Consider the following 13,852-nt stretch of genomic DNA (forward strand, 5'->3'; position numbering starts at 1 on the left):
CTATATTTAAAAATTTTTATGCCATATTACCTCCAGATTTATAGTTATTAATACGATAACTTTTACCTTTTATGTTTAGTATATGAGCATGATGTACCACTCGATCAATAATTGCATGAGTTAATACTTCATCAGCAAATATTTCATTCCATTTTTCAAAATCCTTGTTTGTGGTAATAATGGTAGATTTATTTTCATATCGTTTAGCAATAATATTAAAAAAGTCTTCTACTGAATGTTTTGGCAATTGCTTAAACCCGAGCTCATCAAGAATTAATAAATCAAACGATAGGAGTAATTTAACCTTTTTGTGATAACTATTATCTGCTCTTGCAATATGTAAATTATAAAGCATATCCGATACCGTAGTAAAATATACAGAGTATTCTCGTGTTAAAGCTTTTAATGCTAGCCCAATGGCAAGATGAGTTTTCCCAGTTCCTGAATCACCTATGAATATTACATTTCCCTTAGTATTAATATAATCACAAGTTGATAAATCACTTATTACTTTGGCATCAACACTTGGTTGGAAATTAAAATCAAAGTCTTCTAAATTTTTAGTTACCGGCAATTTAGCAGCACTTTTACGGCGACGGTAATTATTATCCTTACGGTTAGATTTTTCATCTTCACATAATAGTGATAGAAATTCTTTAAATCCTAGTTTATTATTTTGAGCATAAATAATCCTTTCATTTAAACTATTGACTATACCTGATAATCTAAAGCTTCGTAGGTCATTAAATAAGTTCTGCATTATTACCTCCAAACTCTGGTAATGGTAAGTTTACTGCATTACTATTTAAAATATTCTTAATTTTAGAGTAAGAACTTATACCATAATGTAGTGCTCTATGACAGGCTTTATCTATTAAGTCATCATTGTAAACCTTACGTAAAGAAATGATACCTCGTGCACAACGTTGCCAATCATTCACTCTTGTTTGTTGTAATGATTCTAATAATAAACTGCAATTATTCCCTATCTGCTGCATTTGTTGTTGATAATGTTCACTATATTCTATAAAACCTGGGCATAGACGTTTGTATTTAGCATAATGAGACGGATTAGTGGTAAATATCCCCTTGCCCTCTGTTCTAACGTGTCTTGCTATTAAATCATTTTGTATAGAAAATATTTGAACAAGTTTTGGGGACAATTGTACCATTACCTCACTGTATATATATTTTGCTGGTACAGAGTAATAATTATTATCTATGGTAATATGACAATCTTTTGCTACTTTTCGATTATGCCAAGATGACAAATCAAAAGTTTCTAATGGTAAAGGAATCAAACTACTTCTTTCCTCTTGCTCAAACAGTTCTCTAGGTATTCTCTTAGTAGTACCATGTATTCGGCTATTGGCCTTATTTAACCAATTTGCAAGACCATTTGTTAATTCTTCATATCTATCAAATTTACGACCAGCAAAAAAATTATTTTTAACGTATTTTATTCCCGACTCAACTTTGCCTTTTTCTTGCGGTTGATACACTCGACAAGGAGAAAGTAAAATTCCATAATGATCGGCTAAGCACTTATATTCCTTCTGATATACTGGCTCATAAAAATTGGCATCTACTACTCCAGCTTTAAGATTATCAAGTTTTATTACTTTTGGACTACCAGCAAAATAATTAAATGCATTGATATGACATTGAATCCATGTTTGACAACTTTGATCAAACACTACTTCATAATAATCAAGGCGACTATAGCTTAAACGCATATTAAATACATATGCTTTAACTCTACGCCCTTTAGAATTATACTGTAAGCCTATGTCACCAAAATCTACTTGTGTTTCCTCTCCTGCTAAAGTATGAAAACGAATGCAACTGTTATCCTTAATTTTATATTTTTTGATATAACGGGTCAAAGAAGTATAACTGCTTGTATAACCTTGATTTTTTAACTCCTCAAAAATTCTTATGTAACTCAGATTTTTTTCTAATAACTCAATTATTTTTTCGTGCCAAAAATCCAAAACTGAAGATCGTTCATAGATTGCTGGGGATTCTGTACCAGCCTCTACATAGCGGTTTATTATTTTTCGTACTGTTTTGCGGTCTGTTCTTGTTAGTTTGGCAATATTCCTTTGACTATTGCCTTGTTTATAAAGGGTGATAATTGTTGTATACATATTTATTCTTATCATTGTATCACTAGATATTTACTTGCTTAATTATCTAGTGAATATTGCACATTAACCTTATTAGGTCACACCAACTTCTCTGGTCCCTTTTTCGTGCAATTTACTGGTCCCTTTTATTTTAGCAATGACAAATAGCAAGGATAGTATAAGGCGATGCACGGAACGTATACTTAATATTTGAGTATTTTCACTTTTGTAGTTCCACTTGCCTTTAGCAGCATTAGTATATATTTTATTTAAAACTTTTTTTGTATTCTTTGTTTGACTTCTAAAGTAACTTCCTCAAAATCCCCCCGTTGTAATATAAACTCCCTAGTCTCGTTGTTTTTTATGAATTCTGGGGAAGCCTTTTCTAGATAACTTTTTATAAGTTTAGTCACAAGATGATCTAAACTTAAACTTCGAATAAATATCAAGTAAGCTTGTTTTTTAAGCTCTACAACTTTGTTTGCATCGCCTAAGTCTTGGTAAATCACACTAATATTATCGAGAGAAGTAGCGATATAAGGATGGTTAATTTGATATAAAGCTTTATACATTTTTAATGCATCTTCAAAATACTTTATTCCTTTAGAGATATTACCTAATTTATAATAAGTAAAACCAATATTATGGAGAGAGAGAGCAACTTTACGGTGATTACCTTGGTATAATTGTTGCTCTATCTTCAAAGCTAACTCAAAATATTTTAATCCTTCAGAGACATCACTTAACTGACAATAAGTGAAACCTATATTTTTAAGAGATTCAGCAATCATAGGATGGTTGCTTTGATATAGCTTAATGCGATAAGGTAGTGACTTTTTTAAGAGCATAGTAAACAGCATCAAAAAAGTGCTCAAAATTAGAAATAGTTTTTCTTATTTCATTCTTGATTTTAAACCAGTAATGCTCAATAGGATTTAAGTCAGGAGAGTAAGTTGGTAAAAATAAAATACTGCAACCAACAGATTCAATTAACGTTTTCACTTTTGTACTTTTATGAAAATTAATATTATCCATTACTACTATCTGACCAGCCTTTAATTCCTTGATCAATATCTCTTGTACATAAGTTTCAAAAATGTCCTTATTACATATCCCATCAAATATTATTGGGGCAATAATATCTTTGACACACAGCCCAGCAATCATACTAATCCGTGATTTATGTTGATAGACCTTTTCACCATAACATCTTTGACCGATAATGCTCCACCCGTGTTCTCTACAGCTATTATCTTCTATCCCAGACTCATCGATAAATACTAAATCTTGTTTATCTATAGTTTTTAGTTTCAATATAAACTCATTCCTTAGACCAATATCCCTTTTGGGATGAAGAAAAGTTTTTTTTATAACTATAACCTAATTTATTAAGCAATCTTGATATCGTACTTGCAGATACTTTTTGACTCCAGTTATTAGCTAGCTCCATGGTGGTTTTATCAAAATTTAATTCTATAAATTTTTTAAATCCCTCTATGTCTCTTATTATTCTACGATGTCCTGTATGATAACCACTTTTTGCTTTGACATCCCCAGTTTGTTTCTTTAATTTTTTCCACTCTATTATAGTCTTCCTACTAATAGAGTATATCTCTGAAGTCTCTTTTATTGTTTTACCATCTATTAAACTTTTTATTACTCGTATTCTTAAATCGTATGAATATGCCTTTGCCATAAGTTTTTCATTTAGTATAATCCAACTCATACTATAAGTCACTACCTTATCACATTAAGCTATATAATTCCTGAAACAACTTTAGAGCTTCTTTTAAATATTCTAGCCCTTTATGATTATTTTTTGATTTTATGTAAACTAACCCAACTCTATAAAGAGAGAGCAATCTTAGGATGATTATCTCGATATAGAGCTTTATACATCTTTAAAGATTTTTCTGTATATTTCAGTCCTTCAGAAGTGTAACCTAATGTATTATAAGCCGCTCCAATATTACCAAGAGAGTTAGCAATCTGAGGATGGTTGCCTTGATATAACGCTTGCCTCATCTTTAATGCTTTTTTTTGATATTTTAGTGCTTCAAAAATGTAATCTAATGTATCATAAACCGCTCCAACATTATAAAGAGATTCAGCAATCTTAGGATGATTACCTTGGTATAACGCTTGCCTCATCTTTAATGCTTTTTCTAAATTTTACTGCTTTTGAATATTGTCCTGATCGTTCATAAGATCCACCGACATTATTAAGAGATTCAGCAATATCAGAGTGGTTGTCTTGGTATAACGCTTGCTTCATCTTTAATGCTTTTTTTAAATATTTCAGTCCTTTGGAAATATTACCTGACTGTTCATAAGACATACCGACATTATTAAGTAAACTAGCAATGAGAGGGTTATTGCCTTGATGTAATTCTTGGAATATTTTTAGTGCTTCTTGTTTATACTCTAATGATTTCTTAAAGTTATATAATACATATTCATTATATAAACCGATTTTCTAAGTTTATCAACTTTAGTAATATTATCAATGCTAATACTATTATCATTTAGTCAAAACTTACGCTATGTTATAGCAAATATGCTAAAAACTCTTATTACACAGCAATGTTTTATAGTGAAGCACTTCATAATATCCCTTAATTCATGGGCATTATATCAAACATAGCGTAAGTTTTGATTAAAAATATCAAAACTTACGCTATGAGTAAAAAAGTGATAAATTATTGTAAAAATAATTAAACATGTCAAAGAGGATAAAGTTGCAAGCAATACCAATTAATAGGACAGATTATTGTCAATTTTTAATAGTTAGCCAAAAGAATTATAGTTTAACCTACTACGCTGAACATGCAAAGAAATGTAGTCATGATGTTATTAATAGATTTTTAAGGAATGAAAAATATACACCTTCTTTGTTATGGGAACACATCAAGAATGATGTTATTTTTTCATCTAATGGATATACAATATTTGATGATACGGTTTTAAATAAAAGGAATACGAAGCAAATAGAAATTGCAAGATCGCAGTACAGTGGAGCTACAGGTAGAGTTACTAAAGGTATAGGAGTAGTGAGTCTGGTATATTATAACCCTGATATTAATAAGTTTTGGGTAATAGATTATCGAATTTTTGCACCTGATCATGATGGAGCAACAAAACTAGAACACCTATTAAACATGTTAAATAATGCTGTTTATAGCAAGAAGATTCCTTTTCAAACAGTACTTTTTGACACATGGTATTCTACACACAAAATTATGCAACATGTTGACTCTCTGGGGAAATATTATTATGCCCCTATTAAAGCCAATAGAAACGTTAGTAAAACACACGATTCTAAACCTTCAAAACTTACACTATGTTATAGCAAATATGCTAAAAACTCTTATTACACAGCAATGTTTTATAGTGAAGCACTTCATAATATCCCTTAATTCATGGGCATTATATCAAACATAGCGTAAGTTTTGCCTTATAAAGCTGTAAAAGAGTTGACATTTTCAGATGAAGAGATCAGGCATGGAGTAGAGATTCATATAAAAGGCTTTGCTAAAAATAAGCATGTTAATTTGTTTAAATTTACTGTTTCTACCAACAGAGTTGAGTATGTTGTTACCAATAACAAAACTCAAAAATCTTCTAAAGCTGCACAAGATGAGTGTGGCTTTCGATGGGTAATTGAGAGCATGCACAGAGAAATTAAGCAACTTACTGGGATAGAACGTTGTCAATGCAGGAAACAGCGTATTCAACGTAATCATCAAAACTTACGCTATGTTTGATATAATGCCCATGAGTTAAGGGATATTATGAAGTGCTTCACTATAAAACATTGCTGTGTAATAAGAGTTTTTAGCATATTTGCTATAACATAGCGTAAGTTTTGTCATATTAGTTGTGCATTTTTAGTTTGGGCATTTCTCAAAAGGACTGCAAATACAATCGGTAAAACGGTTTACCAAATAAAGTTAGGGCTTTTAGATGATTATATGCAACAACAGCTGCGTTCTCCATCTTTACGATATTTAGAACCAAACATAGCGTAAGTTTTGCAGCATTATTTAACATGTTTAATAGGTGTTCTAGTTTTGTTGCTCCATCGTGATCAGGTGCAAAAATTCGATAATCTATTACCCAAAACTTATTAATATCAGGGTTATAATATACCAGACTCACTACTCCTATACCTTTAGTAACTCTACCTGTAGCTCCACTGTACTGCGATCTTGCAATTTCTATTTGCTTCGTATTCCTTTTATTTAAAACCGTATCATCAAATATTGTATATCCATTAGATGAAAAAATAACATCATTCTTGATGTGTTCCCATAACAAAGAAGGTGTATATTTTTCATTCCTTAAAAATCTATTAATAACATCATGACTACATTTCTTTGCATGTTCAGCGTAGTAGGTTAAACTATAATTCTTTTGGCTAACTATTAAAAATTGACAATAATCTGTCCTATTAATTGGTATTGCTTGCAACTTTATCCTCTTTGACATGTTTAATTATTTTTACAATAATTTATCACTTTTTTACTCATAGCGTAAGTTTTGTCTAATTTTTTTATAGGTTCTTGCAGCTTTTCTTCATCTAATAAAAATAATTCTTTGAAAATATCTATACTGATAAAGTCAGGGTCTAAATGTGCTGAGTATTGTAGCATCTGCCAAGCTATCGGTGATTTTTTTAATATTTCTAATAGCAATATTGTTTCAGGGTGTTCATCTTTGTTACTACGTATAAAATTGATATAATCGTTTACTTTAAGTAATTTATTTTCTTTTAAATATACTACCGCTTTGGACAAGCTATATGGCAATACTTCATCTTTGCTGCCAAATTCTTTTATTAAATCGTTAATATCTTGATCATTTAATCTATTTTCTAAAGATGCTTTTATGTAGGATGTTGCTTCATCTTTATTAAAAGGTTCTAATATAATGTTTTCTATATCTTCACTTAATTTATTATTTTTAGTAGTAATTATGGTTTGTACTTTATCTTTGGGTATATTCATTATACCGTTAATATAAAGTTCAATATCTTTATATGCTTCGACATTATCAAAAATAAATAATGTATTTGAAATAAAAGTAATCCCCGCCGCAAGCAGCGGGGTATTTTAGAAGAAAGCTAGCTGATGATCCTCATGCAGTTTCTGATATTCCTTGCCTTGGTTTTTTACGTATTTTCCTATCATATTCTCATTTCCATGCTTACCTACCGTACTCGTAAAATATCCATCAGTCCAAAATTCTCCACCCCATAATTGTTTCTTTACCTGTGGACACTGTCTAAATATTTGACGAGCTGTAACACTTTTAATTGTTGTTACTATTTTTGTTACGCTATAGGTTGGTACAGATTGTACCAAAAAATGGACATGATCTTCATCAACCCCTATTTCTAAAAATTTTATTTGATATCTCTTTTCTATCTCTAAACATATTTCTCGTAATACTTGATCAACTGATACGTCAAACACTGCTCGGCGATATTTTGCTGGAAATACCATGTGATACAGCAGTACCGTAACATTATGACTTTTATGTATATATTTGCTCATTCCGCCATATTACGCCGCAAGCGGCGGGGAATATACCCAAAAGAGATTTAAATTTGCAATTTTATTACAGACTAATCTTATTATCTCTCCCTCTTTTTTATCTGTTATATAAATGGCAAGCTCTTTAGCAAGTTGCCTATATGCTTCTTTAATTTTATAGACAGAATCAGCATTAATAAAGCGTACTATTTTCTTTGCTTCTTCTATTTGTTTACGACCGTAATCTTTAGCTAAAGTAGTCATACCCGTTCCGGCAAAAGCATTAATTGCTACACATGAGTTTTTACTTAAAGCATTATCGATTTGTTTAAATACAGCTTCACGATGAATAAGGTTATAAACTGATAAAGTAGGTAAATTACTGTTTATACTCCTTGTATAATTGGCAGAATAAGCATTGCGATCTTTCAATATTTTTTTGCTTCTTTGCTAACTTTAACTACTCTTAGAATTTGTTCTCTTAAATCATCAACATTAATATTAGGTGAGTTTGTAAATATATAGTTTTTATGATTTTCTTCCTCTATTTCTTCTATCTTATATTGTTCTTTTATGGTTTTTAATTGCTTTCTAGCTAAGTCTGGTATTTCTTTTATTTCAAGGTTTAGGTCTGCTAACTGGCATAAATGCCAATCACCATTTCTTTTATTATCTATATTTACTATATCTTCAGATAAATTTACTTTTTGCGATTTGTAATGTCCTTGATAAAAAAGTTCAAATTGTTTCTTTCCCTCTGTTTGTGTAGGATCTTCTAAATGTTTATAAAATTCTAAAATTTGCTCAATTGCGACATTACCGCTTATAAAATGATCAAATACTTCTAAAAAGCTACCTAACGTTGTTGCCGTCATACCTCTTCTTATTAAATTACTCGTCAAATGTTTAATGCTACCGCCAACAGGTACAGAATCAAGTAACTTAGCCCCTAGCGTGTCACCTGTAGAATCATATTGTAAGCATGGCCAATCTAATATTTTTTCATATTCTATAGGTATTCCTGTTTCAGGATCAAAAACATCCAGCATTGAATCAAGTAAATCTCTGCTTAAAGTTAATATAGAAACAATTGGGATGGTTTTATTTAGGACATTTATTATTTTACTGCTATACTCGGTAGCCGTAATTTCAGGAAATAATCTATATGCCTTATGGATATGAGGGTTACTAGTATTTACAAAATTCGGAGCAGATAGATAAGTAGTTATGTCTAAATTTCTTATATCAAAATGAGTTTCATGGCTGAGTACATTTGATTTAAAACTATCCATAACTTTTGCAGAGCCAGGGCTATCGAACGTTATGGCTTTTGCTTTGGAATAGTTAAAATCTTGATAAGCAAAATATAAGCTTAATTCTGCAAACCACGCACCTAAAGAATAACCCGTAAAAGATAGATTATAGTCATGCTTTTTAGCATATTCGGTGATTTCCTGCGTAGCCTGATATGCTGCTGCTTGCTGTGCTACTATCTGCCCTCCTAAAACGCTCTTAAAATGATTTTTCATTGAGGAATCAGTTTTTAGCAAATCCCATCCCTCAAATGTATTACCTCTATGAGCAAGTACTAATTGCTTTTTCTTTTCATTTACATATGCTACTGCGTAATATCTACCTATTTTAGGCTCGTTAAATATTTTAAATATTTTCCAATCTTCTAAATATTGATTATATTTTGCTTCTTCAAAGGCTACTTTTTCCTGTGCTTTAGAATCTATATAGGAATGCAAACTAAGTAACCCATGAATAAAATCATTAGGATATTGCTTATAATTTTGATTGTTTAAAATGATTTTACTTTCTATTTTTTCTACAAAATCAACTGAAAGCTTGGGCATTTTACCCCAACTTACATTACCGATAAAATCATTGTTCTGAATTTTACTTGCTATTTCTTCTAACTGCAATATTGTTAAATCTATATCTTTAAGGTCAAGATGTACAAGTTTAGGATCATTTTTTTCTAATTGAGTGATAAGTGCTTGATATTTGTTTGTAGAACTCATAAATAGATTTAGTTGAATTTTCACAAGGCATTATAAATTAAATTTTATAATTTTCAACTGTTACGTTATTTACCATGAAATTTTTTACCTATAATTCTTTATCAAAATTAGCATTTTTAAATATAAAAGTTAAGGCGGCTGCAAAAAATAATAACATTAAAGAATTTATTATAATTAATGATATTCCCTATCTAAAATTATCTATAAAAGCACATGCACAACAAGGCAAAGCTAACGAAGAAATCATAAATTTTTTAGCAAAAGAATGGCAATTATTGCGAAGTAATATTGAGATAACTAACAGTTTAAAGACAATTTTAATAAAAAATATTGACGAAGAGTATTTAAATTTAATTTTAAAATCCTATATTAAATAAATAAAGTTTTGTTTTTACCGTCATTGCGAGGAGACGCTATAGGCGTCGACGAAGCAATCTCAGGAGCTCTCATGAGATTGTCACGCTCCTTGCAGTCGCTCGCAATGACATTTTTAAATAACAAAACTAAAAACAAGAATTTTTAAATTGGATTTAAGTAATGACACAAGAAAAAAAGAAATTTGATGCCGAGGTTGGCAAGATTTTAAATTTAATGATTCACTCTCTTTATAGTAATAAAGAGATTTTTATGCGGGAGTTGATTTCTAACGCTTCTGATGCTTGTGATAAGCTGCGTTATCTATCCCAAAGTGAAGCTGAATTAGTAGCTGGTGACTCTAACTTTAAGATTACTGTTAAAGTCGATAAAAACAATAGTCAGGTTATCATACGTGATAACGGAATCGGTATGAATAAAGAGGATTTAATCGAGAATTTAGGCACTATTGCAAGATCAGGTACGGCAAATTTCCTTAAAAATCTCTTAGGTGATTCTAAAAAAGATAATATGCTAATTGGTCAGTTTGGCGTTGGCTTTTACTCAAGCTTTATGGTAGCTGATAAGGTCACTGTAACTTCAAGAAAAGCTGGCGAAGATAAAGTATATGTTTGGGAATCGGAAGGAGAAGGGGAATATATTGTATCAGACTCTGACAGAGAATTTAGCAGAGGCACGGAAATTGCTTTGCACATTAAAAAAGAAGAGGATACATTTCTTGATCATTTCAGATTAAAGCATATAGTTAAAAGTTATTCCGATCATATAGCTGTGCCGATATATTTCTTTGATGAGGGGGATAATAACAAAATACAGCTAAATTCTGCCTCAGCTTTATGGACAAGATCAAAGTCAGAAATTACAGAAGAACAATATAAAGAATTTTATAAAAGTTTATCTTATGCTGTGGATGATCCTTGGATTACGATGCATAATAAAAACGAGGGAGCTATAGAGTTTACGAACCTACTATTTATCCCATCAAGCAAAACTTATGATTTATTCCATCCTGATCGCAAAAGACGAGTGAAATTATATATTAAGAGAGTATTTATTTCTGATGAGAATATTGATTTAATCCCATCATATTTAAGGTTTTTACGAGGAGTGGTAGATTCAGAGGATTTACCGCTGAATATAAGCCGTGAATCGTTGCAACATAATAATGTACTTGAGAAAATTAAAAACGCTATTACCAAAAGAGTCCTAGGCGAACTTAAGAAAAAGAAAGAAGATTCGCCTGATGAATATAATAATTTTTGGGCTAATTTCGGCGGAGCTTTAAAAGAGGGGTTATGTGAAGCTACCACCGATCATGAAAAGTTATTAGAAGTATGTATATTTAGAAGTGCCTTGCATAATAAAATGATTAGCCTTGATGAATATATAAAAGGCTTTAAAGAGGGACAGAATACTATATATTATTTAAGTGGTGATAATCCTGATAAGCTACTTTCAAGCCCGCAAATTGAAGGGTTATTAAGTAAAAATATCGATGTGTTATTATTTACCGATACTGTTGATGATTTTTGGGTAAATGTTAATAGCGAATATAAAGGACATGCGATTAAATCGGCTACAAGAAGCGATATTGATGTAGACCAAGCTACTTTATCATCTGAGGAAAAAGATAAAGATAAGAAAAAATCTGATGATGAATATAAATCATTAACTGATTATTTTAAAGAGACTTTAGGGAGTTTAGTTAAGGATGTTAAAATATCTAAAAAGCTGACTTCAAGCCCTGCTTGTCTTGCCGTTAGTGAAGCCGCTATGGATATTCGTATGGAGCGATTTTTAATTGAGCAGAAACAAATAGCAAATGCTTCTACTAAAAATTTAGAGCTAAACCCTAAAAATAAGATCATAGAAAAAATATTTAATGACTTAAAAGCGAATAATAAAAATAACGATGAGCTAGTTAAGTTAATATTTGATCAAGCTTGTATTTTAGAGGGTGAACCGGTAGCAGATACAGGGGCTTTCTCAAAAAGACTTAATGATATTGTACAAAAAGCTATATTATAGCTTTAAAATTATTCTATTTTAATGTAGAATGGATGCAATGTGAATCGGTGTAACCGTGCGGCAATGTTATTGTATGTATAAGAAAACGTCTTTGGTGTCATTCCCGCGAAAGCGGGAATCCAGTAATAAAAAATATGTACACAGCAAGTTTTTAAAATAAAAGCTCAATTTATTCCGCTTTACTATGGATTCCCGCCTACGTGGGAATGACATAACCGTTACACCTCACGTGACATTTTCAAACAAGATAATAGATCTAATGTCTTATTACGATACTATATTTAGCAATCATATAGATAAAATTAAAAGCGAGGGAAGATATCGCGAATTTAAAGCTTTAAAAAGGCAAGCCGATAATTTTCCTTTCGCTATGTGTGATGATAAACAAATAGTCATGTGGTGTATTAATGACTATTTAGGTATGAGCAAACATCCAAAAGTAGTGCAAGCTTCTATAGATGCAGTACTGAAATATGGTGTTGGTTCAGGCGGTACAAGAAATATCGGCGGTAACAATATAGCTATTCTTGAGCTTGAGCAGGAGCTAGCAAGTTTGCATAACAAAGAAGCCTCCTTAGTTTTTACTTCCGGCTTTGTGGCAAATGACACAACCCTTGCAACCCTTGCTAAAATTATGCCTGATCTTGTCTTTTTTTCCGATGAGCTAAATCATGCATCGATCATTGCCGGTATTACTGACTCTAAAGCCGAGAAACATATATACAGACATTTAGACGTTAAGCATTTAGAAGAATTACTGCAATTGGTTGATATTAATAGACCGAAAATTATCGTTTTTGAGTCGGCTTATTCCATGGACGGCTTCTTTTCTCCTATTAAAGATATAATCAATTTAGCTAAAAAATATAATGCTTTAACCTTTATTGATGAAGTTCATACAGTAGGTTTATATGGCAAAACCGGTGCAGGTATTGCTGAGCTTCTTGATTGTAGCGATGAAATCGATATTATCCAAGGAACGCTTGCCAAAGCATATGGCACTATTGGCGGTTATATCACCGCAAGCCATAGCCTAATTGATGCTATCAGGTTAACAGCTTCCGGCTTTATTTTTACTACCTCATTGCCGCCGGTAATTTCTACTGCTGCAACGCATAGTATTAGGCATCTTAAAGAATCAAATATAGAGCGTCAAACGCATCAAAAAGTAATTGCAAAACTCAAAAGCTCTTTTGACCGTTTTAATATTCCTTACCTTAAAAATGAAAGCCATATAGTGCCAATAATTATAGGTGATCCTATCAAGGCTGCCAAAGCTTCTAACATGCTGCTTAATGATTATGGTATTTACGTTCAGCATATCAATTTCCCAACAGTGCCAAGAGGAACTGAACGTCTCCGAATTATCCCAACTCCCGCACATACCGATGAAATGATTAACGACTTATCTATAGCATTAGTACAGATATTTGCCGTATTAAATATAGAATTATCTTTTACACAAGAGCTTAATGAGGAAGTATGCTTAAACCTTATTGCTTGACCTAGATTGTTGCATGACTCTAAAAAGATATTCAATGTCACAATCCCGTGGCTTGTCTGGTGTTGTTGCATGGATTGGGAAACACTCTTAATGTCATCCCCGCGTAGTCGGGAATGACATATAAGGTCACCTATACCTGAAAAAAATATAACATTTTTTAAAAAATGTCCGGTACTATAGGACAAGCCACGGGATGACATATTTGACCCATACGACAACGCCTCTGCAGGAATTATAACAAAACTTACGCTATTT

General features: G+C 31.5%; 16 protein-coding genes. 5 read left to right on the forward strand and 11 right to left on the reverse strand.

Translation table 11 applies throughout. The features are described from left to right. Positions 1-16: 16 nt before the first annotated feature. The 6 genes from istB to AAGD55_RS07255 all read right to left on the reverse strand — a co-directional run bounded on the left by istB (position 17) and on the right by AAGD55_RS07255 (position 4,602). Positions 17-760, reverse strand: a complete 744-nt coding sequence (gene istB / locus AAGD55_RS07230) for an IS21-like element helper ATPase IstB (protein WP_341790851.1) — start codon at positions 758-760, stop codon at positions 17-19. Next, the gene (gene istA / locus AAGD55_RS07235; RefSeq protein WP_341790976.1) at positions 744-2,150 is read right to left on the reverse strand and encodes an IS21 family transposase; all 1,407 of its coding nucleotides are present in this window, start codon (positions 2,148-2,150) and stop codon (positions 744-746) included. Before istA ends, istB begins: the two co-directional genes overlap by 17 nt. Positions 2,151-2,398: 248 nt before the next feature. Then, positions 2,399-2,989, reverse strand: coding sequence for a tetratricopeptide repeat protein (locus AAGD55_RS07240; protein ID WP_341792548.1), 591 nt, complete (start codon positions 2,987-2,989; stop codon positions 2,399-2,401). After that, a protein-coding gene (locus AAGD55_RS07245) for an IS630 family transposase (RefSeq protein WP_341792549.1) occupies positions 2,943-3,825 on the reverse strand; the annotation gives its coding sequence in 2 pieces (ribosomal slippage) (positions 2,943-3,497 and positions 3,499-3,825; 882 coding nt in all). Before AAGD55_RS07245 ends, AAGD55_RS07240 begins: the two co-directional genes overlap by 47 nt. 149 nt (positions 3,826-3,974) lie before the next feature. Continuing rightward, positions 3,975-4,280 (reverse strand): tetratricopeptide repeat protein, encoded by a 306-nt coding sequence (locus tag AAGD55_RS07250; RefSeq protein ID WP_341790977.1) that lies wholly within the window; start codon positions 4,278-4,280, stop codon positions 3,975-3,977. Beyond that, positions 4,255-4,602, reverse strand: a complete 348-nt coding sequence (locus tag AAGD55_RS07255; RefSeq protein WP_341792550.1) for a tetratricopeptide repeat protein — start codon at positions 4,600-4,602, stop codon at positions 4,255-4,257. The genes AAGD55_RS07250 and AAGD55_RS07255 overlap by 26 nt, the downstream gene beginning before the upstream one ends. Before the next feature lie 247 nt (positions 4,603-4,849). On the opposite strand from AAGD55_RS07255, the gene AAGD55_RS07260 reads away from it, so the two are divergent. After that, on the forward strand, positions 4,850-5,545 hold the full coding sequence (locus tag AAGD55_RS07260; RefSeq protein WP_341790978.1) for a transposase: 696 nt from the start codon (positions 4,850-4,852) through the stop codon (positions 5,543-5,545). Positions 5,546-5,578: 33 nt separating this feature from the next. Then, positions 5,579-5,893, forward strand: a complete 315-nt coding sequence (locus tag AAGD55_RS07265) for a hypothetical protein (protein WP_341792608.1) — start codon at positions 5,579-5,581, stop codon at positions 5,891-5,893. Positions 5,894-6,032: 139 nt separating this feature from the next. Here AAGD55_RS07265 and AAGD55_RS07270 read toward each other — a convergent pair whose 3' ends face one another. From AAGD55_RS07270 to AAGD55_RS07290, 5 genes are all read right to left on the reverse strand, one after another. After that, positions 6,033-6,617 (reverse strand): hypothetical protein, encoded by a 585-nt coding sequence (locus tag AAGD55_RS07270; protein ID WP_341790979.1) that lies wholly within the window; start codon positions 6,615-6,617, stop codon positions 6,033-6,035. Positions 6,618-6,619: 2 nt separating this feature from the next. Continuing rightward, complete coding sequence (locus AAGD55_RS07275) at positions 6,620-7,135, reverse strand: hypothetical protein (protein ID WP_341790980.1); 516 nt, start codon at positions 7,133-7,135, stop codon at positions 6,620-6,622. A 105-nt stretch (positions 7,136-7,240) separates the two neighbouring features. Continuing rightward, positions 7,241-7,684 (reverse strand): IS200/IS605 family transposase, encoded by a 444-nt coding sequence (gene tnpA, locus AAGD55_RS07280; protein WP_341790826.1) that lies wholly within the window; start codon positions 7,682-7,684, stop codon positions 7,241-7,243. Between the two features lie 9 nt (positions 7,685-7,693). Then, positions 7,694-8,095 (reverse strand): NTPase, encoded by a 402-nt coding sequence (locus tag AAGD55_RS07285; RefSeq protein ID WP_341790981.1) that lies wholly within the window; start codon positions 8,093-8,095, stop codon positions 7,694-7,696. Then, entirely contained in the window at positions 8,092-9,690 is a 1,599-nt protein-coding gene (locus AAGD55_RS07290; protein ID WP_341790982.1) for a lipase family protein, read from the reverse strand. Before AAGD55_RS07290 ends, AAGD55_RS07285 begins: the two co-directional genes overlap by 4 nt. Before the next feature lie 74 nt (positions 9,691-9,764). On the opposite strand from AAGD55_RS07290, the gene AAGD55_RS07295 reads away from it, so the two are divergent. The 3 genes from AAGD55_RS07295 (at position 9,765) to hemA (ending at position 13,597) form a co-directional block, all read left to right on the forward strand. Then, positions 9,765-10,067: a DUF167 family protein gene (locus AAGD55_RS07295; RefSeq protein ID WP_341790983.1), complete on the forward strand. Its 303-nt coding sequence runs from the start codon at positions 9,765-9,767 to the stop codon at positions 10,065-10,067. Positions 10,068-10,227: 160 nt separating this feature from the next. Next, positions 10,228-12,093 carry a molecular chaperone HtpG gene (htpG, locus tag AAGD55_RS07300; protein WP_341790984.1) on the forward strand — a complete coding sequence of 622 codons (1,866 nt, stop codon included), beginning with the start codon at positions 10,228-10,230 and terminating at the stop codon, positions 12,091-12,093. Between the two features lie 259 nt (positions 12,094-12,352). Then, the gene (gene hemA, locus AAGD55_RS07305; protein ID WP_341790985.1) at positions 12,353-13,597 is read left to right on the forward strand and encodes a 5-aminolevulinate synthase; all 1,245 of its coding nucleotides are present in this window, start codon (positions 12,353-12,355) and stop codon (positions 13,595-13,597) included. Positions 13,598-13,852 lie beyond the last annotated feature (255 nt).

This window comes from Rickettsia endosymbiont of Gonocerus acuteangulatus (genome assembly GCF_964026435.1).
Taxonomy (GTDB): Bacteria; Pseudomonadota; Alphaproteobacteria; order Rickettsiales; family Rickettsiaceae; genus Rickettsia.

Excerpts from the sequence above, each read along its gene's own strand:
- istB (WP_341790851.1), bottom strand. The coding sequence starts at position 760 with ATGCAGAACTTATTTAATGACCTACGAAGCTTTAGATTATCAGGTATA.
- istA (WP_341790976.1), bottom strand. The coding sequence starts at position 2,150 with ATGTATACAACAATTATCACCCTTTATAAACAAGGCAATAGTCAAAGG.
- AAGD55_RS07240 (WP_341792548.1), bottom strand. The coding sequence starts at position 2,989 with ATGCTGTTTACTATGCTCTTAAAAAAGTCACTACCTTATCGCATTAAG.
- AAGD55_RS07250 (WP_341790977.1), bottom strand. The coding sequence starts at position 4,280 with ATGAGGCAAGCGTTATACCAAGGTAATCATCCTAAGATTGCTGAATCT.
- AAGD55_RS07260 (WP_341790978.1), top strand. The coding sequence starts at position 4,850 with ATGTCAAAGAGGATAAAGTTGCAAGCAATACCAATTAATAGGACAGAT.
- AAGD55_RS07270 (WP_341790979.1), bottom strand. The coding sequence starts at position 6,617 with ATGTCAAAGAGGATAAAGTTGCAAGCAATACCAATTAATAGGACAGAT.
- AAGD55_RS07275 (WP_341790980.1), bottom strand. The coding sequence starts at position 7,135 with ATGAATATACCCAAAGATAAAGTACAAACCATAATTACTACTAAAAAT.
- tnpA (WP_341790826.1), bottom strand. The coding sequence starts at position 7,684 with ATGAGCAAATATATACATAAAAGTCATAATGTTACGGTACTGCTGTAT.
- AAGD55_RS07290 (WP_341790982.1), bottom strand. The coding sequence starts at position 9,690 with ATGAGTTCTACAAACAAATATCAAGCACTTATCACTCAATTAGAAAAA.
- AAGD55_RS07295 (WP_341790983.1), top strand. The coding sequence starts at position 9,765 with ATGAAATTTTTTACCTATAATTCTTTATCAAAATTAGCATTTTTAAAT.
- htpG (WP_341790984.1), top strand. The coding sequence starts at position 10,228 with ATGACACAAGAAAAAAAGAAATTTGATGCCGAGGTTGGCAAGATTTTA.
- hemA (WP_341790985.1), top strand. The coding sequence starts at position 12,353 with ATGTCTTATTACGATACTATATTTAGCAATCATATAGATAAAATTAAA.